The organism is Pseudomonas sp. NMS19W (assembly GCF_051554255.1).
In the GTDB taxonomy this organism is placed as follows: Bacteria; Pseudomonadota; Gammaproteobacteria; order Pseudomonadales; family Pseudomonadaceae; genus Aquipseudomonas; species Aquipseudomonas kribbensis.
The window spans coordinates 6,209,205-6,231,525 of the sequence record NZ_CP136718.1 but is presented as its reverse complement, the minus strand read 5'-3'; the positions used below and the strand labels follow the sequence as shown (position 1 = coordinate 6,231,525).

General features: G+C 60.6%; 18 protein-coding genes and 1 pseudogene. 13 read left to right on the top strand and 6 right to left on the bottom strand.

The window, feature by feature from the left end; all coding sequences use genetic code 11:
- Positions 1–51: 51 nt before the first annotated feature.
- Positions 52–1,497: an alanine/glycine:cation symporter family protein gene (locus R1A29_RS28715; protein ID WP_408985608.1), complete on the bottom strand. Its 1,446-nt coding sequence runs from the start codon at positions 1,495–1,497 to the stop codon at positions 52–54.
- 429 nt (positions 1,498–1,926) lie between these two features.
- Entirely contained in the window at positions 1,927–3,351 is a 1,425-nt protein-coding gene (gene aspA / locus R1A29_RS28710; protein WP_085708808.1) for an aspartate ammonia-lyase, read from the bottom strand.
- Between the two features lie 180 nt (positions 3,352–3,531).
- On the opposite strand from aspA, the gene R1A29_RS28705 reads away from it, so the two are divergent.
- Complete coding sequence (locus R1A29_RS28705; protein WP_438300201.1) at positions 3,532–4,443, top strand: LysR substrate-binding domain-containing protein; 912 nt, start codon at positions 3,532–3,534, stop codon at positions 4,441–4,443.
- Between the two features lie 51 nt (positions 4,444–4,494).
- Here the strand turns inward: R1A29_RS28705 and R1A29_RS28700 are convergent, their stop codons facing one another.
- A complete protein-coding gene (locus tag R1A29_RS28700) occupies positions 4,495–5,082 on the bottom strand; it encodes a hypothetical protein (RefSeq protein WP_438300200.1) in 588 nt (195 codons plus the stop codon).
- A gap of 873 nt (positions 5,083–5,955) precedes the next feature.
- Between R1A29_RS28700 and purE the strand changes: the two genes are divergently transcribed.
- The 4 genes from purE to R1A29_RS28680 all read left to right on the top strand — a co-directional run bounded on the left by purE (position 5,956) and on the right by R1A29_RS28680 (position 8,524).
- A complete protein-coding gene (purE, locus tag R1A29_RS28695; protein WP_007954291.1) occupies positions 5,956–6,447 on the top strand; it encodes a 5-(carboxyamino)imidazole ribonucleotide mutase in 492 nt (163 codons plus the stop codon).
- Positions 6,448–6,457: 10 nt separating this feature from the next.
- On the top strand, positions 6,458–7,540 hold the full coding sequence (locus tag R1A29_RS28690; RefSeq protein WP_114886417.1) for a 5-(carboxyamino)imidazole ribonucleotide synthase: 1,083 nt from the start codon (positions 6,458–6,460) through the stop codon (positions 7,538–7,540).
- Positions 7,541–7,651: 111 nt separating this feature from the next.
- Positions 7,652–7,897, top strand: a complete 246-nt coding sequence (locus R1A29_RS28685) for a GlsB/YeaQ/YmgE family stress response membrane protein (protein ID WP_065260866.1) — start codon at positions 7,652–7,654, stop codon at positions 7,895–7,897.
- Positions 7,898–7,987: 90 nt separating this feature from the next.
- Positions 7,988–8,524: a DUF3299 domain-containing protein gene (locus tag R1A29_RS28680; RefSeq protein WP_085708811.1), complete on the top strand. Its 537-nt coding sequence runs from the start codon at positions 7,988–7,990 to the stop codon at positions 8,522–8,524.
- 48 nt (positions 8,525–8,572) lie between these two features.
- Here the strand turns inward: R1A29_RS28680 and R1A29_RS28675 are convergent, their stop codons facing one another.
- Positions 8,573–9,472: a D-hexose-6-phosphate mutarotase gene (locus tag R1A29_RS28675; protein WP_438300199.1), complete on the bottom strand. Its 900-nt coding sequence runs from the start codon at positions 9,470–9,472 to the stop codon at positions 8,573–8,575.
- A gap of 59 nt (positions 9,473–9,531) precedes the next feature.
- Positions 9,532–9,936, bottom strand: coding sequence for an acyl-CoA thioesterase (locus tag R1A29_RS28670; RefSeq protein ID WP_003229628.1), 405 nt, complete (start codon positions 9,934–9,936; stop codon positions 9,532–9,534).
- 379 nt (positions 9,937–10,315) lie between these two features.
- Between R1A29_RS28670 and R1A29_RS28665 the strand changes: the two genes are divergently transcribed.
- From R1A29_RS28665 to R1A29_RS28630, 8 genes and pseudogenes are all read left to right on the top strand, one after another.
- Positions 10,316–11,614 carry an MFS transporter gene (locus R1A29_RS28665; protein ID WP_438300198.1) on the top strand — a complete coding sequence of 433 codons (1,299 nt, stop codon included), beginning with the start codon at positions 10,316–10,318 and terminating at the stop codon, positions 11,612–11,614.
- Positions 11,615–11,768: 154 nt separating this feature from the next.
- Positions 11,769–12,770 carry a phosphate ABC transporter substrate-binding protein PstS gene (locus tag R1A29_RS28660; RefSeq protein ID WP_085708814.1) on the top strand — a complete coding sequence of 334 codons (1,002 nt, stop codon included), beginning with the start codon at positions 11,769–11,771 and terminating at the stop codon, positions 12,768–12,770.
- Positions 12,771–13,194: 424 nt separating this feature from the next.
- Positions 13,195–15,228: an ABC transporter permease subunit gene (locus tag R1A29_RS28655; RefSeq protein ID WP_170931577.1), complete on the top strand. Its 2,034-nt coding sequence runs from the start codon at positions 13,195–13,197 to the stop codon at positions 15,226–15,228.
- A gap of 15 nt (positions 15,229–15,243) precedes the next feature.
- Positions 15,244–16,914 carry a phosphate ABC transporter permease PstA gene (gene pstA, locus R1A29_RS28650; protein WP_114886409.1) on the top strand — a complete coding sequence of 557 codons (1,671 nt, stop codon included), beginning with the start codon at positions 15,244–15,246 and terminating at the stop codon, positions 16,912–16,914.
- Positions 16,915–17,008: 94 nt separating this feature from the next.
- On the top strand, positions 17,009–17,842 hold the full coding sequence (gene pstB / locus R1A29_RS28645; protein WP_065258233.1) for a phosphate ABC transporter ATP-binding protein PstB: 834 nt from the start codon (positions 17,009–17,011) through the stop codon (positions 17,840–17,842).
- 124 nt (positions 17,843–17,966) lie between these two features.
- Positions 17,967–18,728, top strand: coding sequence for a phosphate signaling complex protein PhoU (gene phoU, locus R1A29_RS28640; RefSeq protein ID WP_007954334.1), 762 nt, complete (start codon positions 17,967–17,969; stop codon positions 18,726–18,728).
- 178 nt (positions 18,729–18,906) lie between these two features.
- Positions 18,907–19,863, top strand: coding sequence for a response regulator (locus tag R1A29_RS28635; protein ID WP_438300197.1), 957 nt, complete (start codon positions 18,907–18,909; stop codon positions 19,861–19,863).
- Between the two features lie 145 nt (positions 19,864–20,008).
- Positions 20,009–20,904 (top strand): annotated as a pseudogene (locus R1A29_RS28630) (peptidoglycan DD-metalloendopeptidase family protein).
- A gap of 6 nt (positions 20,905–20,910) precedes the next feature.
- Here R1A29_RS28630 and R1A29_RS28625 read toward each other — a convergent pair.
- Positions 20,911–22,251: a hemolysin family protein gene (locus tag R1A29_RS28625; protein WP_007954342.1), complete on the bottom strand. Its 1,341-nt coding sequence runs from the start codon at positions 22,249–22,251 to the stop codon at positions 20,911–20,913.
- Positions 22,252–22,321: the final 70 nt, after the last annotated feature.

The following is a 22,321-nucleotide window of genomic DNA, read 5'->3' as shown; positions in this document are numbered from 1 at the left end:
CCGCCGCTTGTGTCACGCCGGGCGCAGGACCTGCGCCCGGTTTTTTCCCGATCAGCGTTGCGCTGCAGGGATGCCTTGCGCCTGAGTGTCAGCCTTGGCAGCCGCCGACGGGCTGGTTGGCCAGGCTTTCAGGTCCAGGTCCAGATCGGCAAACTTGCTGGAGTCGAACACAGGCTGGTCGACGCCGGCGCGGCGCTGTTCGTCGTAGTCGCGCATCACACGCATGCCGACCTTGAACAGCAGGGCCAGGGCTACCAGGTTGACGAAGGCCAGGCAGGTCATGGTGATGTCGGCAAAGGCGAACACGGTCGACAGGTCCTGCATCGAACCCCAGACCACCAGCGCCAGCACCAGACCACGGAACGTCATCAGCGCAACGCGGTTGCGGGTGAGGAACTGCAGGCTGTTCTCGCCCAGGTAGTAGTTGTAGAGGATGCAGGTGAAGACGAACAGCGACAGCGCGACGCTGACGAACATGCGGCCCCAGTCACCGACCACGGCGGCCAGCGAGTTCTGGGTCAGGACGATGCCGTCACCTTCGAAGCCCGGGGTGTAGAAGCCCGACAGCAGGATCAGCAGCGCGGTGCAGGTGCAGATCACGAAGGTGTCGAGGAACACGCTGAACGCTTGAACCACGCCCTGAGCGCCAGGGTGCTTCACGGCCGCCACGGCGGCGACGTTCGGCGCACTGCCCAGGCCCGCTTCGTTGGCGAACACGCCGCGCTTCACGCCCATGACGATGGCGCTGCCGAGCAGGCCACCGAAGGCCGGGTCGAGACCGAAGGCGCTTTTGAAGATGGTGACCAGCATGGCCGGTACGTGTTCGATCTGGGTGCCGATCACGTACAGGGTCACGGCGATATAGGCCAGGGTCTTGACCGGAACCAGCAGGTCGGACACCGAGGCGATGCGCTTGATGCCGCCGATGAAAGTGATGGCCAGCAGCACAGCCAGGACGATGCCGGTGTGTTGCGGGTCAAAGGCAAAGGCGTTTTGCAGCGAGTGGGTCACGGTGTAGGACTGCAGGCCGATGAAGGCGAAGCCGTAAGTGACCAGCAGCAGGATCGAGAACACCACCGCCATGCCCTTGAGCTTCAGGCCGTGCTGGATGTAGTAGGCCGGACCGCCACGGTACAGGCCATCGCCATCGGCGCGCTTGTAGACCTGGGCCAGGGTACATTCGAAGAAGCTGCTGGACATGCCGACCAGTGCGGTCACCCACATCCAGAACACCGCACCCGGACCACCCAGGGTCACGGCGATGCCGACACCGGCGATGTTGCCTGCACCGACGCGGCCGGCGAGGCTGAGCATCAGGGCCTGGAACGAGCTGAGTTGACCGGCGCTGCCTTTGAGGCTGTCGCGGAACACCGCGAACATGTGGAAGAAGTGGCGCAATTGAACGAAACGCGAGCGAATCGTGAAGTAGCTACCGAGCCCGACAATGAGCACGATCAGTACTTTCCCTGAGAGGAAGTCGTTGATGACTTCGAGCATGGATTTTTCCTCGCTGTTTATTGTGTAAGCAAATGCTGGATGGTTGGAAACATCGCGTTACACCGGTGTGCGCGCGGCACAACGGGCGAGGCGAGGGTTTCGTCCCGGATCCATATCGCGGGTTTGTTATTAGTTCGGGTTTCGCATGGGTTATGGCCTCGTTACCGACGACCGCTCACGCGAAGAGGGGCGGCACTATACCGATCAGTGCGGCGCCCGTCTGCACGGTTGTGGTGCAAGCGACGAAACGAAGCTTTGAAACACCCGACGTTACCGGCGTCGGGGCTTTTGCGGGATGACTCCCACAGAAGACGATTGTCCTTTCAAATAGTTAAAAAAAGGGCTTGGGGAATGATCCCCAAGCCCTCAAAAGGTGAGAGGTGTCTAGTCCCTCGACCTGGTGAGCGGTGCTACAAGTAACGCGTCGGATCAGGCCTTCAGAGGCACCAAACGCGGAGCAATCATGTTTTCCGGGCGCAGGATGTCGGCGAGCATGGCGTCGTCGAGCAGGCCTTCTTCGCGCACCAGTTCCAGCACGCCACGGCCGCTTTCAAGAGCGATACGGGCGATGCGGGTGGCGTTTTTGTAGCCGATGTACGGGTTCAGTGCGGTGACCAGGCCGATCGAGTGCTCGACCAGCTCGCGGCAGCGCGCTTCGTTGGCGGTGATGCCGACGATGCAGTGCTCGCGCAGCATGTCCATGGCGCGTTGCAGCAGGCGGATCGAGTCGAGGATCTTGAAAGCGATCAGCGGCTCCATCACGTTCAGTTGCAGTTGGCCGCCTTCGGCCGCCATGGTCAGCGCCAGATCGTTACCGATAACCTGGAACGCAACCTGGTTCACGGCTTCCGGGATTACCGGGTTGACCTTGCCTGGCATGATCGAGCTGCCTGGCTGACGCGCCGGCAGGTTGATTTCGTTGATGCCGGTGCGTGGGCCGCTGGACAGCAGGCGCAGGTCGTTGCAGATCTTCGACAGCTTGACTGCGGTGCGCTTGAGCATGCCGGAGAACAGCACGAAGGCGCCCATGTCGGAGGTGGCTTCGATCAGGTCGGCAGCTGGAACCAGCGGTTGACCGCTGATCAGCGCCAGACGCTGTACGGCCAGGGCCTGGTAGCGTGGGTCGGCGTTGATGCCGGTACCGATCGCGGTGCCGCCCAGGTTCACTTCGGTCAGGACTTCCGGGGCCAGCGTCTTCAGACGGGCCAGGTCTTCGCCCATGGTGGTGGCGAATGCGCGGAACTCTTGACCCAGGGTCATCGGTACGGCGTCTTGCAGTTGGGTACGACCCATCTTCAGGACGTGGTTGAATTCTTCACCCTTGGCCGCGAACGCCTGAATCAGGCTGTCGAGGCTGGCCAGCAGCGCGTCGTGACCCAGCAGCAGACCCAGGCGGATCGCGGTCGGGTAGGCGTCGTTGGTCGACTGCGCCATGTTCACGTCGTCGTTCGGGTGCAGGTACTGGTACTCGCCTTTCTGGTGACCCATCGCTTCCAGCGCGATGTTGGCGATCACTTCGTTGGCGTTCATGTTGGTGGAGGTACCGGCGCCACCTTGAATCATGTCGACCACGAACTCTTCGTGGAAATCACCGCGGATCAGACGGGCACAGGCTTCGCTGATGGCAGCGTGCTTGGCTTCGCTCAGGTGGCCCAGCTCACGGTTGGCGTCAGCGGCGGCCTGTTTGACCATCGCCAGACCGACAACCAGCTTCGGGTAGTGCGAAATCGGAACGCCCGAGAGGCGGAAGTTGTTCACCGCTCGCAGGGTCTGGATGCCGTAATACGCTTGAGCAGGGACTTCCAGGGAGCCAAGCAGGTCGTTTTCTGTGCGGAATGATGCAGCGGAGGACATGATAGAAATCATCTCGATATGGACCCGGTCTGTGCCGGAACGCTGCGAATGCTAGGCTTGTGGGAATTTTTGGGCCAATGCTGTTAAACACTGCCCTATGCACATTCGGCATAATGCCCGTGTGACGCCGCGTGCGCGGCAGACGTGTGACCTGTTTTGGTGCGTGTCCGGGAGGACGTGATGAATCTGGAAAGCAAATGGCTCGAGGACTTCAGTGCCTTGGCCGCCACCCGCAGCTTCTCGCAGGCAGCCGAACGGCGCTTCGTGACCCAGCCGGCCTTCAGTCGGCGGATCCGCAGCCTGGAAGCGGCGCTGGGCCTGACGCTGGTCAACCGCTCGCGCACACCGGTCGAGCTGACGGCAGCGGGACAACTGTTTCTGGTGACTGCGCGTACCGTGGTCGAACAGCTTGGTGAAGTGTTGCGCCATTTGCATCACCTGGAAGGCGGGCAGGGCGAAGTGATCCAGGTGGCGGCGGCGCATTCGCTGGCGCTGGGGTTCTTCCCGCGCTGGATCGCGCAACTGCGCAACGAAGGCCTGAACATCGCCACGCGGCTGGTGGCGACCAACGTTGGCGACGCGGTGCATGCGTTGCGTGAGGGCGGCTGCGATCTGATGCTGGCGTTCTACGATCCGGACGCAGCGATGCAGATGGACCCGGAGATTTTTCCGTCGCTGCACCTGGGCCAGACCGAAATGCTTCCGGTGTGCTCGGCGGACGCCAACGGCAAGCCGTTGTTCGATCTGGAAGGCGAGGCCAGCGTGCCGCTATTGGCCTACAGCGCCGGGGCTTTTCTCGGGCGTTCGGTGAACGGCTTGCTGCGCCAGCGTCAGCTGCGCTTCACCACGATTTATGAAACTGCCATGGCCGACAGCCTTAAAAGCATGGCCCTGGAAGGCCTCGGCATTGCCTGGGTTCCGCAATTGAGCGTGCGGGCCGAGCTGGCTCGTGGCGAACTGGTTGTCTGCGGCGGCCCGCAATGGCATGTGCCGCTGGAGATTCGCCTGTACCGCTGCGCGCTGGTGCGCAAGGCCAATGTGCGGCTGTTATGGCGAAAGTTGGAGGGTGGTGCAGCGAGTGGCAATAATTGATTGAAGGCAGAGGCGAATTTTTTCGCCTCTGCCAGACTACCGGGTGAGCGCTCAGTTTTTGCTGGCCAGGTGGTTCTTTATGTTTTCCCGGTTTTTCTGGCTGAAACTGTAACAAATGGATCTAAGTGGGTTGGGTTGCGGGGTCATATACGTTTCACACCACCAGCCGTTGTATTGAATTTCCGAATGTTCATGGCGGGCGCCCAGCAAATGACCGACTTCGTGGCCAACATTAAGCCGGCTGGTCAGTGAGGCAATTGCAAAGTTGCCGGTGTTGAGTGGGGGCCACAGCAGTGCAGCACCCGCGGTCTTCTCATTCAGGTTTTCTCTGGTCAGCAAAACGACCTGATCCAGCGGGCCCGTTTCAAAGCCTTCGCTGTTGGCTGACCTCAGGTACTGAAGCCCCAGTGTTTCCCAGCTTCTCAAGGTGCGTAGCGTGTCATCACCTTTATAGTTGAACTGGCTGTAGGGCGCGCCCCTGCCAAAGACAACATGGAATTTTCGATCAATAAAACTTTCCAGTTCTTTTACGAAAGGCTGGAAATGGTCGGCGTAAATACTCGTGGTTATCGTCGCGGGAATGTCATCGTGAACGAAGACGAAGATATTGATGTCTCGTTTGCTATTGGTTGCAGCCATTTGTCAGTCCTTTTTAATATGATTCCTATATACATGTGGCCTGCTTCGTGAGCAGGGGGCATGTTGCTTCTTGTCGAAGAGATACCTGCGTAGCCTTGAATTGGGCAATTCCCGTTGTGCGACGGTTTATATTGTCGAGAGTCAGCAATAAATACTTGTTGAATCTTGTATGAGAGTCCTTCAGTAGCTCGGGGTCGAAATGGCTTCTGGATTCTTCTGCCCAAGCGTTCAAAGAATTGTCAGCAGATACTTTTTTATAATCAAAGTCACTCAGGTTTTTTGCTTCTGACGGGGTGAACATACTGCTGGCTGATATCTTGCGGCCGGAGAGGTTCTGGATTTCATCGGAAAACCAGGAAAAATGAGTTTTTGTACAAAACAAGTCTGTCGTGACCCGACAAGTCTTCATGGATGAAGACATTTAGTGTTAGAGGTTGTTTGGTCATATATAAATCCTTTTGTATAAATGTGTTGCTTTGTAACATAAGTGTTTTAGGTTATTTGATAGGTTCGCTGTTTTTAAGCGTGTGGTTAGTTGTATATCATTTATGTTTTATTGTGGCTCTGAGGGATGTTTTGAAATTTATTGCGTGAAGTCATTCGGAAGTTTAAATACGTTCTCGATTCAAACTGTTGACCATGCTTCCTGCATGAAAAATCGAAGAAATATTCTTGAACCTCGAGTCAGTAAAATGCCGGGACCCGGACAGATGACAGATGGTCGCCACGGGGGCTGTTTATTGCTTTCTTTGCGGTATACTGCGCGGCCTTCGGCCGGTTCGTCCGGCCATTTTTCCTACAACAAGCCACGCAATCTGCGTGGCTTGTTGTTTTTGACGCGCCTGCGGGCGCCCAGAGAGAAGAGGCGCGACGATGAGTGCACTGGTTGGCGTGATCATGGGCTCCAAGTCCGATTGGTCCACCCTTAGCCACACCGCCGATATGCTGGAAAAGCTCGGCATCCCGTACGAGGTCAAGGTGGTTTCTGCCCACCGCACCCCGGATCTGCTGTTCCAGTACGCTGAAGAGGCTGAAGGCCGCGGCATCGAGGTGATCATCGCCGGTGCCGGTGGCGCAGCCCACCTGCCAGGCATGTGTGCGGCCAAGACCCACCTGCCGGTGCTGGGCGTTCCGGTGCAGTCGGCCATGCTTTCGGGCGTCGATTCGCTGCTGTCGATCGTGCAGATGCCGGCCGGCATCCCGGTTGCCACCCTGGCCATCGGCAAGGCCGGTGCGATCAACGCCGCGCTGCTGTCGGCGAGCATCCTGGGTGCCAAGCATCCACAATTCCACGCGGTACTGAAGACCTTCCGTGCCGAGCAGACGGACAGCGTCCTGGACAATCCAGACCCACGTATTGCCTGAGGTTGTTGAGATGAAGATCGGTGTAATCGGTGGCGGCCAGTTGGGTCGCATGTTGGCCCTGGCGGGCACCCCGCTGGGCATGAACTTCGCTTTCCTCGACCCTGCGCCGGACGCTTGCGCCGCTGCGTTGGGCGAACACCTGCGGGCCGATTACGGCGATCAGGATCATCTGCGTCAGCTGGCCGATGAAGTCGATCTGGTGACCTTCGAGTTTGAAAGCGTCCCGGCCGAGACCGTGGCCTTCCTCTCGCAATTCGTGCCGGTCTACCCGAGCGCCGAAGCCCTGCGCATCGCCCGCGACCGCTGGTTCGAGAAAAGCATGTTCAAGGACCTGGGGATTCCAACCCCGGCGTTCGCCGACATTCAGTCGCAAGCCGACCTGGACGCCGCTGTCGCCTCGATCGGTCTGCCGGCCGTGTTGAAAACCCGCACCCTGGGTTACGACGGCAAGGGCCAGAAAGTCCTGCGCAAGCCGGAAGACGTGGTCGATACCTTCGCCGAACTGGGCAGCGTGCCTTGCCTGCTGGAAGGCTTCGTGCCGTTCACCGGCGAAGTGTCGCTGATCGCCGTGCGTGCCCGCGATGGCGAGACGAAGTTCTATCCGCTGGTGCACAACACCCACGACAGCGGCATCCTCAAGCTGTCGGTCGCCAGTTCCGATCACCCGCTGCAGGCCCTGGCTGAAGACTACTCTAGCCGCGTCCTCAAGCAGCTGGACTATGTCGGCGTGATGGCGTTCGAGTTCTTTGAAGTCGACGGTGGCCTCAAGGCCAACGAAATCGCCCCGCGTGTGCACAACTCCGGGCACTGGACCACCGAAGGCGCCGAGTGCAGCCAGTTCGAAAACCACCTGCGGGCCGTTGCCGGTCTGCCGCTGGGTTCGACGGCCAAGGTCGGCGAGAGCGCAATGCTCAACTTCATCGGCGTTGTGCCGCCGGTCGAGAAGGTCATCGCCATCGACGATTGCCATCTGCATCACTACGGCAAGGCCTTCAAGGCCGGGCGCAAGGTCGGTCACGCCAACCTGCGTTGCAAGGACAAGGCGACCCTTGAACAGCAGATCCTCAAGGTCGAGGCGCTGATCGCCGAGTAACGAGAGTTTCATCTGGCAGCGGCGGAACCATTAAGGGCCGCCGTTCTCTGATGGCAGGATGCCAAAGTCTGACTAGGCTTTCGCATATCGACCAATTCAGAGGGAAATGCCATGGGAATTATCGGAACCATCTTTATCGGCCTGATCGTCGGCCTGCTGGCACGGTTCCTCAAGCCGGGCGATGACAGCATGGGCTGGATCATGACCATCCTGCTGGGTATCGGCGGTTCGCTGGCAGCCACCTACGGCGGCCAGGCCCTGGGCATTTATCAGGCAGGTCAGGGCGCCGGCTTCTTCGGTGCGCTGGTGGGCGCGATCATCCTGCTGGTGATCTACGGCCTGATCAAAAAGAACTGATCCAAAGCGACAAAGCCCTCTCTGCCAAACCGGTGGAGAGGGCTAGAATGCTCGGCGATTTACTGTTTCCTTTTTCCTACGAGCATCTTCATGCGCCGTCTTCTGTTGACTCTCCTTTTGCTGGGCAGCGGTCTGGCCCACGCCGGCGAACTGCCGGAAACCGACTGGCTGGAACTGATGCCCAAGTCGGATCAGAAAGCCCTCGAGGCCATGCCTGAAATCGACCACAACTCTCCGGAAGCCACCGGTACCTTCACCCAGAAAGGCGGGATGAAGCAGGCCAAGGGTTTGCCGGCGGTGATGTATTCGACCAAGACCGTGGCGTCGATGAACGACAAGCACATTCGCATCGGTGGTTATCCGGTGCCGCTGGAGTCGGACGCCAAGGGTCGCAGCACGCTGTTTTTCCTTGTGCCGTACCCGGGCGCCTGCATCCACGTGCCGCCACCGCCACCGAATCAACTGGTGCTGGTGCGCTACCCCAAGGGTTTGAAGCTGGACGACATCTACACGCCGCTTTGGGTGACCGGCACGCTGAAGATCGAAAAGGTCAGCAATGACCTGGCCGATGCGGCGTATGCGTTGGAAGCGGACAAGGTGCGGGTGGTGCAGGAAAAGGATCTGTAATCCCGAGCAGCAAAAAAAATCGCAGCCCAAGGGCTGCGATTTTTGTTTTCAGAGTGGCTTGCCGCCGACGCTGACGCCCATGGTGTGGCTGGCACCCGGCGCGAGGGTCACGATGTCATCCATCACATTCGCCGTTTCGATGCACAGCATCCGCTGCCAGCCGTCGTTGTCCATGTCGCTGAAGGCGGCGGCGCGGTCGATCCACGGGTTCCAGATCACCGCCGTGCGTGAGCCGGTAGCGGTCAGCACGATGCGCCGCTCCCAGGCCGGATCGACGATGCTCAATTGCGGCGGAGCTTCGAGGTAGATGCGGTCGGTTTCCCCGGCAAAACGCAGGTCGCCTTGCTGGGTGTGCGTCTTCCAGTCATCCAGGGTCTCGATGTAGTCCAGGCCATCCACGCCTTCGACGCGTACGTTGCGCACATCGCTGACGGCGAAATAGCTGTGCAGCGCCTGGCTGATGCTGACGGTGTCGGTGCCACGGTTGTGGCTGGTCAGGCTGATGTGCAGCTGATCGTCGAGGTGCAGGGTCAGGGTCAGGTCAACCTCATGCGGCCAGTCCGCAAAGCCGCCTTCAGGGTAGGGCAGGGTGAACTCGACCTTCAGGCTTTCGCCCTCGGTTTCGATACCGCCCAGCTCCCAATCCATCGCCCGGACAAACCCGTGAGCGGCGGCCGGCTCTTCGCTGACGCGCATGGCCTGCACGCTCTGCGGGTTGCGGGCGAAGACGCCGAACCAAGGCCAGCACACCGGCACGCCGGCGCGGATGCTCTTGCCGGTCTTGAACACGGCCTTGTCGTTCAGCCAGATCAGCGGCGGCTGGCCGTCCACCTGATAACTGAGGATGTGCGCGCCTTGCTGGGCCACCAGCACTTCGGCCTGACCGTGGCGGATGCGCCAGCAGTTCAGTTCATCCAGTTTCACGGCTTCAACGTTGGGCGTGTTCATGGGACAACTCTCGAATCAGCAACTTGGGACGACTATCGACCTTGAAACGGCCGCGAGGTTTAACGTGCGCGCGGCGGCACCGAACGAGTGCGGCCGCTGCCATCGATGGCCACGAACACGAACACCGCTTCGGTCACTTTACGCCACTCACTGGACAGCGGGTCGTCGCTCCACACCTCGACCATCATCTGGATCGAGCTGCGGCCGATTTCCAGGGTCTGGGTATAAAAGGACAATTGCGCGCCGACAGCTACCGGCACCAGGAACGCCATGCGGTCGATGGCAACGGTCGCGACACGGCCACCGGCGACGCGGCTGGCCATTGCGGTGCCGGCCAGGTCCATCTGCGCCACCAGCCAGCCGCCGAAAATATCGCCGAAGCCGTTGGTTTCGCGGGGAAGCGCGGTGATTTGCAGGGCCAGGTCGCCTTGCGGGATCGGATCTTCTTGTTCGAGCTCTATCATGCCGGGGGTGCCTCTGACCCGTGACTCTTCGTTGGGTATTGCTGGTGGTAGCCGTCTTCAGGAAAAACGATTCAGCACCGAACATACTACGTTCGTCACGTTTTCCATAAGGCAACTAAAGGGGAAACTCTGCGAAACCGACTGGTTCGACGCGCCAAGGCGACCAGCAACGTTTTCGCACAGCAACCCCCTACAAACCGGAGCAGGATTGCGAGTATATCGGTCGGTAGACTCCGCGACGACCATCCGGTTCTCATTTCGACCGTCAAATACGCGCCTCTATGTGCTTTTTCGAACAATTTGCTATGGTGCCGAACCTGCCCGAGCCACAGCCAGCGTTGTTGTGGCGGCAGATCCGACTATAAGAGAAGACCTTGCCATGACCACAGCGCCCTCGAGCATCGCGCAGCCAGACCAACCCGCACGACCCTTGACCCGCAATGACTACAAGACTCTGTCGCTATCGGCCCTGGGCGGTGCGCTGGAGTTCTACGATTTCATCATTTTCGTGTTCTTTGCCACCGTGGTCGGCAAATTGTTCTTCCCGGCCGACATGCCCGAGTGGCTGCGCCTGATGCAGACCTTCGGCATCTTCGCTGCCGGTTACCTTGCGCGGCCGCTGGGCGGGATTGTGATGGCGCACTTCGGCGATCTGCTGGGGCGCAAGAAGATGTTCACCCTGAGCATCTTCATGATGGCCGTGCCGACCCTGATCATGGGCCTGCTGCCGACCTACGCGCAGATCGGCATGTGGGCGCCGATCCTGCTGTTGTTGATGCGCGTGATCCAGGGCGCGGCGATTGGCGGTGAGGTGCCGGGGGCGTGGGTCTTCGTTTCCGAACACGTGCCCGGAAAGCATATTGGTTATGCCTGCGGCACCCTGACCAGCGGCCTGACGGCGGGCATCCTGCTGGGTTCGCTGGTCGCCACCGCGATCAACAGCGTTTATACGCCGGTGGAAGTCTCGGATTACGCCTGGCGGATTCCGTTCCTGCTCGGCGGCGTGTTCGGCCTGTTCTCGGTCTATCTGCGCCGCTGGCTGCACGAAACCCCGGTGTTCGCCGAACTGCAACAGCGCAAGGCCCTGGCCGAAGAAGTGCCGCTGCGCGCGGTGCTGCGTGACCATCGCGGGGCCATCGCAGTCTCGATGCTGCTGACCTGGTTGCTCTCCGCCGGCATCGTCGTGGTGATCCTGATGACCCCGACCGTGCTGCAGACGGTCTATCACTTCTCGCCGACGATGGCGCTGCAATCCAACAGCCTGGCCATCGTCTTCCTGAGCCTGGGCTGCATCATTTCCGGCGCGCTGGCGGATCGATTCGGCGCCGGTCGCGTGTTCGTGTTCGGCTGCCTGGGCTTGCTGGCCAGCTCCTGGACGTTCTATCACAGCCTCGCCGATCACCCGGACTGGTTGTTCCCGCTGTATGCACTGACCGGTTTCCTGGTCGGCACCATCGGTGCGGTGCCGTACGTGATGGTCAAGGCGTTCCCGCCGGTGGTGCGCTTCAGCGGTCTGTCCTTCTCTTATAACGTCGCTTACGCGATCTTCGGCGGTTTGACCCCGATGGTGGTCAGCCTCTTGCTGAAAGAAAGTGCGATGGGGCCTGCCTATTACGTGGCGGTGCTGTGCGGGATGGGGATCCTGGTCGGCGCGTGGCTGTGGAGCAAGGGCCGCTGATTCATCCCACATGTCCGGTTACATCTGAAAGGCCAGCCTTCCGACAGGGGATGCTGGCCTTTCATCCAATTGTCATATTTCAGCCATAGAGTGTTCACACGGCCTGCTGATACTTGGCCCCGACTTAACACCCCCTATCTGCTAGGAGTAAGGCATGAAACTGAAGCGTTTGATGGCGGCAATGACTTTTGTCGCTGCTGGCGTTGCGACCGCCAACGCGTTCGCCGCTGTTGACCCGTCGATCCCGAGCTACACCAAGACCACTGGTGTGTCGGGCAACCTGTCCAGCGTCGGCTCCGATACCCTGGCCAACCTCATGACCTTGTGGGCCGAGAACTACAAAAAAGAATACCCGAACGTAAACATCCAGATTCAGGCCGCTGGCTCCGCCACCGCGCCACCTGCGCTGACCGAAGGCACCTCCAACCTGGGCCCGATGAGCCGCAAGATGAAGGACACCGAACTGGCGGCCTTCGAACAGAAATACGGCTACAAGCCAACCGCTATCCCGGTTGCCGTGGACGCCCTGGCTGTCTTCGTACACAAGGACAACCCGATCCAGCACCTGACCATGGAACAGGTTGACGCGATCTTCTCGTCCACTCGTCTGTGCGGCGCCAAAGCCGACGTTAAAACCTGGGGCGACCTGGGCGTGACCGGTGACCTGGCCAACAAGCCGGTTCAACTGTTCGGCCGTAACTCGGTATCCGGCACCTACGGCTACTTCAAGGAAGAAGCCCTGTGCAAAGGCGACTACAAGCCTAACGTCAACGAACAACCAGGTTCGGCTTCGGTCGTGCAGTCGATCAGCTCCTCGCTGAACGGCATCGGTTACTCGGGCATCGGCTACAAGACCGCCAGCGTGAAAACCGTTGCTCTGTCGAAGAAAGGCAGCACCGAGTTCATCGAAGACAGCGAAGAAAACGCCCTGAACGGCAAGTACCCACTGTCCCGCTTCCTGTACGTGTACGTGAACAAGGCCCCGAACAAGCCTCTGGCCCCGCTGGAAGCCGAGTTCGTGAAGCTGGTTCTGTCGAAACAGGGCCAGGAAGTAGTAGTGAAAGACGGCTACATCCCACTGCCGGCCAAGGTTGCTGCAAAAGCACTGGCTGACCTGGGTCTGCAGGAAGGCGGCGCTGAAGTCGCAAAAAAGTAACAAACTGAGTCAGGGGTGAACCCCGCCTGACTCCCGTGTGGGGCCCGGCCCGCAAGCGGCCCGGCCCCCACACTCCCCGAATTCTTTTATCCACTGCCAGTGCCCTGCTGGCGGCGGATTTGGTGCGTCACTGCATTGTCATCTTTCTGTCATACAGGATCGCTAGGGTGTGCGCATGAATGATCTGGCCAATTCCAAAATGACTACGAACCCTCCCAAGCGCATTGATTTCAATACGCCTGAGTTGCAACGCAAGCGCCGCATTCGCGCGCTCAAGGATCGCTTCACCCGTTGGTACGTCCTCGTCGGCGGTCTGGCGGTGCTGGCAGCCATCACCCTGATCTTCTTCTTCCTCGCCTACGTCGTCGCGCCCCTGTTCAAGGGTGCCGAACTGACTGCGAAAGACGCCATTACCCCGGCCTGGATGCAGGACGCCGGCAAGCCACTGATGATTTCGCTCGAAGAGCAGAATCAGGTGGCCATGCGCGTTTCCGACAAGGGCCAGGCGCTGTTCTTCGATATCGACAGTGGCGCTGAATTGAAGCGCGTCGATCTGCCGTTGCCGGCAGGCGCCAGTGTGACCTCCATCGGTGAAGACCAGCCGGGCCATCCGCTGGTGGCCGTGGGCCTGTCCAACGGTCAGGCGCTGGTGTTCCGTCACACCTATAAAGTCAGCTACCCGGAAGGCAAGAAAACCATCACCCCGGCGATCGAGTTCCCGTACGGCGAGGCGCCGATTGCGCTGAACGAGAGCGGCGGTGCGCTGGAGCACGTCAGCCTCAACGCCACCGACTCGACCCTGATGCTGGTCGGCTCCACCGGTTCGCAACTCAATGTGCTGTCGCTGACCAGCGAAGAAAACATGATGACCGGCGAAGTCACCAACGAGCAGAAGCGTATCGATCTGCCGCAGATGACCGAGCCGGTGAAAAACATCTTCGTCGACCCGCGCCAGCAATGGCTGTACGTGGTTAACGGTCGTGCTCAGGCCGATGTGTTCAGCCTGCGCGACAAGAGCCTCAACGGTCGTTACAAACTGCTGGAAAACGCTGACGCGCAAGTCACTGCCGCCACTCAACTGGTAGGCGGTATCTCGCTGATCGTCGGTGACTCCACCGGTGGCCTGGCCCAGTGGTTCATGGCCCGCGACACCGATGGCGAGCTGCGTCTGAAGCAGATCCGCACCTTCCAGATGGGCAAGACGCCGATCGTTGAAATCACCGCCGAAGAGCGCCGCAAAGGCTTCGTTGCCCTGGATGCCTCCGGCAAGCTCGGCGTGTTCCACAGCACCGCGCACCGCACCTTGCTGGTCGATCAGGTGGTCGAGGGTCAGGGCCTGTTCGGTCTGTCGCCACGAGCCAACCGTGTAATCGTCGAAGCCGGCGGCAAGCTGCAACCGCTGCTGCTCGACAACCCGCACCCGGAAGTGTCGTGGAGCGCGCTGTGGAGCAAGGTCTGGTACGAGAACTACGACGAGCCTAAATACGTCTGGCAATCGACCGCCGCCAACACTGATTTCGAACCGAAACTGAGCCTGTCGCCACTGACCTTCGGCACCCTGAAAGCCGCCTTCTACGCGATGCTGCTGGCTGCACCGCTGGCGGTTGCCGCGGCGATCTACACCGCGTACTTCATGGCCCCGGGCATGCGCCGCAAGGTCAAGCCGGTGATCGAACTGATGGAAGCGATGCCGACGGTGATCCTCGGCTTCTTCGCCGGCCTGTTCCTCGCACCGTATGTGGAAGGGCATCTGCCGGGCATCTTCAGCCTGCTGATGCTGCTGCCGATCGGCATCCTGGTGGCCGGTTTCACCTTCAGCCGCCTGCCTGAATCGATCCGCCTGAAAGTCCCGGACGGTTGGGAAAGTGCCCTGCTGATCCCGGTGATCCTGTTCGTGGGCTGGCTGTCGCTGTACATGAGCCCGTTCATGGAGAACTGGTTCTTCGGCGGTGACATGCGCATGTGGATCTCCCACGACCTGGGCATCACCTACGACCAGCGCAACGCACTGGTAGTCGGTCTGGCCATGGGCTTCGCGGTAATCCCGAACATCTACTCGATCGCCGAAGACGCCGTGTTCAGCGTGCCGCGCGGCCTGACCCTGGGCTCGCTGGCCCTCGGTGCCACGCCGTGGCAGACCATGACTCGCGTAGTGATCCTGACCGCCAGCCCGGGCATCTTCTCGGCCCTGATGATCGGCATGGGCCGTGCAGTCGGCGAGACCATGATCGTGCTGATGGCCACCGGCAACACCCCGGTCATGGAAATGAACCTGTTCGAAGGCCTGCGCACCCTGGCGGCCAACGTCGCGGTGGAAATGCCGGAGTCGGAAGTCGGCGGCAGCCACTACCGCGTGCTGTTCCTCTCGGCGCTGGTGCTGCTGTTGTTCACCTTCGTCATGAACACCCTCGCGGAACTGATTCGTCAGCGTCTGCGCAAGAAATACTCGTCGCTTTAAGAAAGGTAGAAGTCTGTGAAACAGAACTCCCTGAATGGATGGTTCAAGAGCGGCGCCCCGGGCGTCTGGATCAGCGGTGGCGCGGTGTCCATCGCGGTCATCATGACCATTGGCCTGCTGGCGGTGATTGCCGTGCGCGGTCTGGGTCACTTCTGGCCGGCGGACCTGATCCACGCCAGCTACAACGTCCCGGGCCAGGGCAATCACCTGGTCATCGGCGAGGTGGTGCAGAAGGAAGAAGTGCCCCGTGCACGCCTGAAGAGCGCCGGCTTGCCGGTGCCTGACCAGGGCCCGGAATTCATGACCCGCGAGCTGATCAAGGTCGGCAACCGCGACCTGAACGGCAACGACTTCACCTGGATCGTCGGCGAGTGGCTGACCGACCAGAAGAACCCGCCGGAGCTGATGGCGCTGGAGCGTCGTGAGTGGGGTAACTTCTACGGCTACCTGGTCAACGTCAAACAGGATGGCAAGGTCATCGCCGAAGGCGAAGCGGCCTGGCCCGAGCTACAGGCGCGAATCAACCGTGTCAACGGCCTCGCCGCGCAGCTCAAGACCCTGGAAAAAACCGACATCGGCGCGATTAACGCCGGTCTCGAGCGTATCCGTCTGCATGGTCGCAAGCTGGAGCTGGAAGGCAAGCTCGACGCCACCGCGCAAGCGGACATGGACGCCGAACGTGCCGAGCTGAACGCCCGCTATCAGGACGTCGAAGCCCGTCTGGCCGATCTGCACGCGCAGTTCAACCGTGACGCCCTGACCGCTCGCGATGCCAACGGCAAGGAAATCGAAATCGGCCTGGGCAAAGTGGTTCACGCCTACCAGCCGAACGCCATGGGTACTTTCACCAAGGTCGGCTTCTACTTCAGCAAGGTCTGGGAGTTCCTGTCCGACGACCCGCGCGAAGCGAACACCGAAGGCGGGATTTTCCCGGCGATCTTCGGCACCGTGATGATGACCCTGATCATGGCGATGATCGTGACCCCGTTCGGCGTGCTGGCGGCGGTGTACCTGCGTGAATACGCCAAGCAGAACACCCTGACCCGGGTGATCCGGATCGCGGTGAACAACCTGGCGGGTGTTCCGGCCATTGTTTACGGGGTGTTCGGTCTGGGCTTCTTCGTATACGTGCTGGGTGGCTCGCTCGACCGTCTGTTCTTCCCGGAAGCGCTGCCGGCACCGACCTTCGGTACACCGGGTCTGCTCTGGGCTTCGTTGACCCTGGCGCTGCTGGCGGTGCCGGTGGTGATCGTGGCCACCGAAGAAGGTCTGGCGCGTATCCCGCGTACCGTGCGCGAAGGCTCGCTGGCCCTCGGTGCGACCAAGGCTGAAACCCTGTGGAAGATCGTTCTGCCGATGGCCAGCCCGGCGATGATGACCGGCATGATCCTCGCCGTGGCCCGTGCCGCCGGTGAAGTGGCGCCGCTGATGCTGGTGGGTGTGGTGAAACTGGCGCCGTCGCTGCCGGTGGATGGCAACTACCCGTACCTGCACCTGGACCAGAAGATCATGCACCTGGGCTTCCACATCTACGACGTCGGCTTCCAGAGCCCGAACGTCGAAGCCGCACGACCGCTGGTGTACGCCACCGCGTTGCTGCTGGTGCTGGTGATTGCCGTGCTCAACCTGTCGGCAGTGTGGATTCGTAACCACCTGCGCGAGAAGTACAAGGCGTTGGACAGCTAAAGCCATTAGCCACAAGCGGCAAGCTACAAGCCGCTTTTGCTCAAAACTTGCGGCTTGCAGCTAGAAGCTTGCAGCTACGAACGGAGTGAGACCCATGCAGCACGAAACACATACCCACGGCATCAACATGTCTGCCCTGGGCCGCGACAAGCAGAGCCTGAACCTCGAACAGGAGACCGTGGCCATCGAAGTGCCGGGCCTGAGCCTGTTCTACGGCGAGAAACAAGCGCTGTACGACGTCAGCATGAACATCCCGAAACAGCGCGTGACCGCCTTCATCGGCCCGTCCGGCTGCGGCAAGTCCACACTGCTGCGTACCTTCAACCGCATGAACGACCTGGTGGACGGCTGCCGCGTCGAAGGCGCGATCAACCTGTACGGCAACAACATCTACCGCAAGGGCGAGGACGTGGCCGAGCTGCGTCGCCGGGTCGGCATGGTGTTCCAGAAGCCTAACCCGTTCCCCAAGACCATCTACGAAAACGTGGTCTACGGCCTGCGCATCCAGGGCATCAACAAGAAGCGCATCCTCGACGAAGCCGTCGAGTGGGCACTGAAAGGCGCGGCCCTGTGGGACGAAGTGAAAGACCGTCTGCATGACTCGGCACTCGGCCTGTCCGGTGGTCAGCAGCAGCGTCTGGTGATCGCCCGTACCATCGCCGTGGAGCCGGAAGTGCTGCTGCTCGACGAACCGTGCTCGGCACTCGACCCGATCTCGACCCTGAAAGTCGAAGAGCTGATCTACGAGCTCAAATCCAAGTTCACCATCGTCATCGTGACCCACAACATGCAGCAGGCGGCGCGGGTGTCCGACTACACGGCGTTCATGTACATGGGCAAACTGGTGGAGTTCGGCGACACCGATACCCTGTTCACCAATCCGGCCAAGAAGCAGACCGAAGACTACATCACAGGGCGATACGGCTAGCCGTACAGCTGCAAGCGGCAAGCTTCAAGCGGCAAGTTAGAAGCGATGCGGCAGGGAACACCACATAACAGCTTGCAGCTCGTAGCTTGCAGCTCTTGGTAAAACGCTTTTTCGGAGCGAACGCATGATTTCCAAAGAAGGCCTCACTCATCACATTTCCGCGCAGTTCAACGCCGAACTTGAAGAAGTGCGCAGCCACCTGCTGGCCATGGGCGGGCTGGTCGAGAAGCAGGTCAACGACGCGGTCACCGCGCTGATCGAGGCCGACTCGGGCCTGGCCCAGCAAGTGCGCGAGATCGACGACCAGATCAACCAGATGGAACGCAATATCGACGAAGAATGCCTGCGCATTCTGGCCCGTCGTCAACCGGCGGCGTCCGACCTGCGTCTGATCATCAGCATCTCCAAGTCGGTGATCGACCTGGAGCGTATCGGTGACGAAGCGACCAAGATCGCCCGTCGCGCGATCCAGCTGTGCGAAGAAGGCGAAGCGCCGCGCGGTTACGTCGAAGTGCGTCACATCGGCGACCAGGTGCGCAACATGGTCCGCGATGCGCTGGATGCGTTTGCCCGTTTCGACGCCGATCTGGCGTTGTCGGTGGCGCAGTACGACAAGATCATCGACCGCGAATACAAGACCGCCCTGCGCGAGCTGGCGACCTACATGATGGAAGACCCGCGCTCTATCTCGCGGGTCTTGAGCATTATCTGGGTCCTGCGTTCGCTGGAGCGGATCGGCGACCACGCGCGCAACATCTCGGAGCTGGTGATCTACCTGGTGCGCGGCACCGACGTGCGCCACATGGGCCTCAAGCGCATGAAGGAAGAAGTTGAAGGGACAAGCGGCGAAACCGCTAATGTTCCGGGCGATGCTGACGATAAGTAAGATTGCCTGAGAAAAGCGCCCGGCCCTTTGGCCGGGCGTTTTTGTTTGTGCTTTTCAGAAGGCAGAAGCGAATTAAAAAGCAGCACCCGCGAACGAAAAGTCCCGGCGTGACTGAAGAGTTTTGGCAATGTGCCATCAGCCAGCGTTATGCTTGCCGGGATTTTAATAGGGGTGTTGGATGAGCAAGATCAGTGTGTTGGTCGTGGACGATGCATCGTTCATTCGTGACCTGGTGAAAAAGTGCCTGCGTAATTACTTCCCGGGGATCCGCACCGAGGACGCCATCAACGGCAAGAAGGCTCAGGCCATGCTGGCCAAGGAAGCTTTTGACCTGGTGCTGTGCGACTGGGAAATGCCGGAAATGTCCGGCCTCGAACTGCTGACCTGGTGCCGCGAGCAGGACAACCTCAAGACCATGCCGTTCATCATGGTCACCAGCCGTGGCGACAAGGAAAACGTTGTGCAGGCGATTCAGGCCGGCGTTTCCGGTTATGTCAGCAAGCCCTTCACCAATGAGCAACTGTTGACCAAGGTCAAACAGGCCCTGAACAAGATCGGCAAACTCGATGCCCTGATGAACAGCGCCCCGACCAAGATGAACTCGGCCTTCGGCAACGATTCCCTGAGCGCGTTGACCGGTGGCAAGGCTGCGGTCGTCGGGTCTGCACCGGCTGCACCTGCGGCCAACCCGTTTGCCAAGCCTGCCGCTGCCGCCCCGGTACCTGCCGCCGCGCCACAGCGTGGCCTGCTCAACAGCCCGCCCGTGAAAGCACCGGCAACTTCCGCCTCTCCGGCCAGCGGCCGTGGTCAGGGCCAGTTGCGTTTGCCTGGCGGCACCCAGCAATGCGTAATCAAGGCCCTGAGCATCAAGGAAGCGCTGCTGGTAGTGAAGCGCACCGACAGCCTGCCGCAGATCCTCGACAGCGCCGTGCTCGATCTGGAGCAGGGTGACAACGCCGAAATCGCCCGCCTCAACGGCTACCTGCATGCCGTCGTTGCCCACGAGCCGAAGCCCGACAGCGAATGGCTGCAACTGACCTTCCGCTTCGTCGACCAGGACGCGCAGAAGCTCGACTACATCTCCCGCCTGATCGCCCGCGGCACGGCGCAGAAGCACTTCGTTCCGGGCGCGTAAGCGTCGCGGGCAAAAGAAGACCGCCGCCTGACACAGGCAGCGGTCTTTTTTCATGCTGTGCCAAATTTGAAACATCTGTCGACTAGCCTGGTCTGCTTCAGCTGCTAGGCTCATTCCCAGGCCTTACTCGACAGAACTTTTACCCATGCCCCTGCGCCTGCTGTTTTTCTGTGGTCTGTTCATGGCCTCCACCTCGACCGTGGCCATGACGATCTACAAATCCACCGATGCCAACGGAGTGGTTTCGTACAGCGACCGTCCGAGCAAAGGCTCCCAGGTGTTCGTGTTTCAGGACCGGATGGTCGAGAGGCTCGAGCGTCAGGTCTATCTCGACATCAAGAAGCAGAAGGGCGCCGACGTGGTGTTCGTGCGCAACGATCTGTATGCACCAGTGGAGGTCGCACTGGCGTTCACCGGGGTGAGCAATGTGCGAGGCGCGCCGACGGAAACGATCCGCCGGGTGCTGCCGGCACGCAGCAATACACGGCTGGCGTTGCTGACGGCGGTGTCCGGCGGCAAACCGCTGGTGTACACGCCGCAGTTCCAGTATTCCCTCGGCGACCCCGCAGGCGCCGCCCAGAGCTATCGCTATCCGTTTCCGTGGCGTGGCGGTCCCTTCCGCCTGAGTCAGGGCGCCAACGGCGACTACAGCCACTACGGGCCGAAGAACAAATACGCGATGGACATCGCCATGCCGGTGGGCACGCCGATCATCGCGGCGCGGGCCGGGGTAGTGGTGAAGATCGAGAACTCGCAGAACGGGCGCGGCACCGATCCTTCCGGCAATTTCGTGCGGGTGCTGCACGACGACGGCACGATGGGTGTGTACCTGCATCTCAAGCAAGGGTCGGTGAGCGTGCGGGAAGGGCAGCGAGTGGCGGTGGGCAGTCCGCTGGCGCTGTCCGGCAATACCGGCAACAGCAGCGGCCCGCACCTGCACTTCGTGGTGCAGCGCAATACCGGAGGGGGCTGGTGTCGATTCCGTATCAGTTCAACCAGCCGCTGGGGGCGTTGCCCAACTTTGCGTTGGGCAAGCGGTAATCCCCGTCAGTCGAGCATCAGCACCTTGGCCAGAATGATCTTCGGACCTTTCATCTTCTTGATGATGATGCGCAGGCCTTCGACTTCCAGCACTTCTTCCTCTTCCGGCACCCGTTTCAGAGTTTCGTAGATCAGCCCGGCGAGGGTTTCGGCTTCGATGTGGTCCAGGTCGATACCCAACAGGCGCTCGACCTTGAACAGCGGCGTATCGCCCCGCACCAGCAACTTGCCCGGCTGGTAGGCGAGGATGCCGCGCTCGGCCTTGCGGTGTTCGTCCTGGATGTCGCCGACCAGCACTTCCAGCACGTCTTCCATGGTCAGGTAGCCGATGATGTTGCCGTCGGCCTCTTCGACCACGGCGAAGTGCGAGCCGCCCTTGCGGAACTGCTCCAGCAGCTGCGACAGCGGCATGTGCCGCGACACGCGTTCCAGCGGGCGGGTCAGTTCGGCGAGGTTGAACGACTCGGGAATGTGGTCCAGCGCCGCCAGTTCCAGCAGCAGATCCTTGATGTGCAGCAGGCCGACGAACTCCTTGCGCTCGCTGTCGTACACCGGATAGCGGCTGAACTTGTGGCGACGGAACATCGCCAGGATTTCTTTCAGCGGTGCGTTGAATTCGAGGGTGATCAGGTCTTCCCGGGAATTGGCCCAGTCGACCACTTCCAGTTCGCCCATTTCCACCGCCGAGGCCAGCACTCGCATGCCCTGGTCGCTCGGGTCCTGGCCACGGCTGGAGTGCAGGATCAGTTTCAGTTCTTCACGGCTGTAATGGTGCTCGTGATGCGGGCCGGGTTCACCCTGGCCTGCAATGCGCAGGATGGTGTTGGCGCTGGCATTGAGCAGGTAGATCGCCGGGTACATGGCCCAGTAGAACAGGTACAGCGGCACCGCCGTCCACAGCGACAGCAGCTCGGGTTTGCGGATCGCCCAGGACTTGGGTGCGAGCTCGCCGACCACGATGTGCAGATACGAAATGATGAAGAACGCGGTGAAGAACGAGATGCCTTTGACCACTTCCGCCGACTGCACGCCGACCGCGCTCAGCAGCGGCTCGAGAATGTGCGCGAACGCCGGCTCACCGACCCAGCCCAGGCCGAGGGAGGCGAGGGTGATACCGAGCTGGCACGCCGAGAGGTACGCATCGAGCTGACTGTGCACCGTGCGCAGGATGTGCCCGCGCCAGCCGTGCTGTTCAGCGATGGCTTCGACCCGGGTCGAGCGCAGTTTGACCATGGCGAATTCCGCCGCAACGAAGAAGCCGTTGAGCAGAACCAGGATCAGAGCGAAAAGAATCATGCCGAAATCGGCGAATATTGTTGCGAGGGACAAGCCAGGGGAAGGGTCCATGATGGAGTTTTGCGGGTTCCGTGTGATTCGTAAGAAAGAAAAATCTGCACCTGAAAGGCAGGCGCAAGTC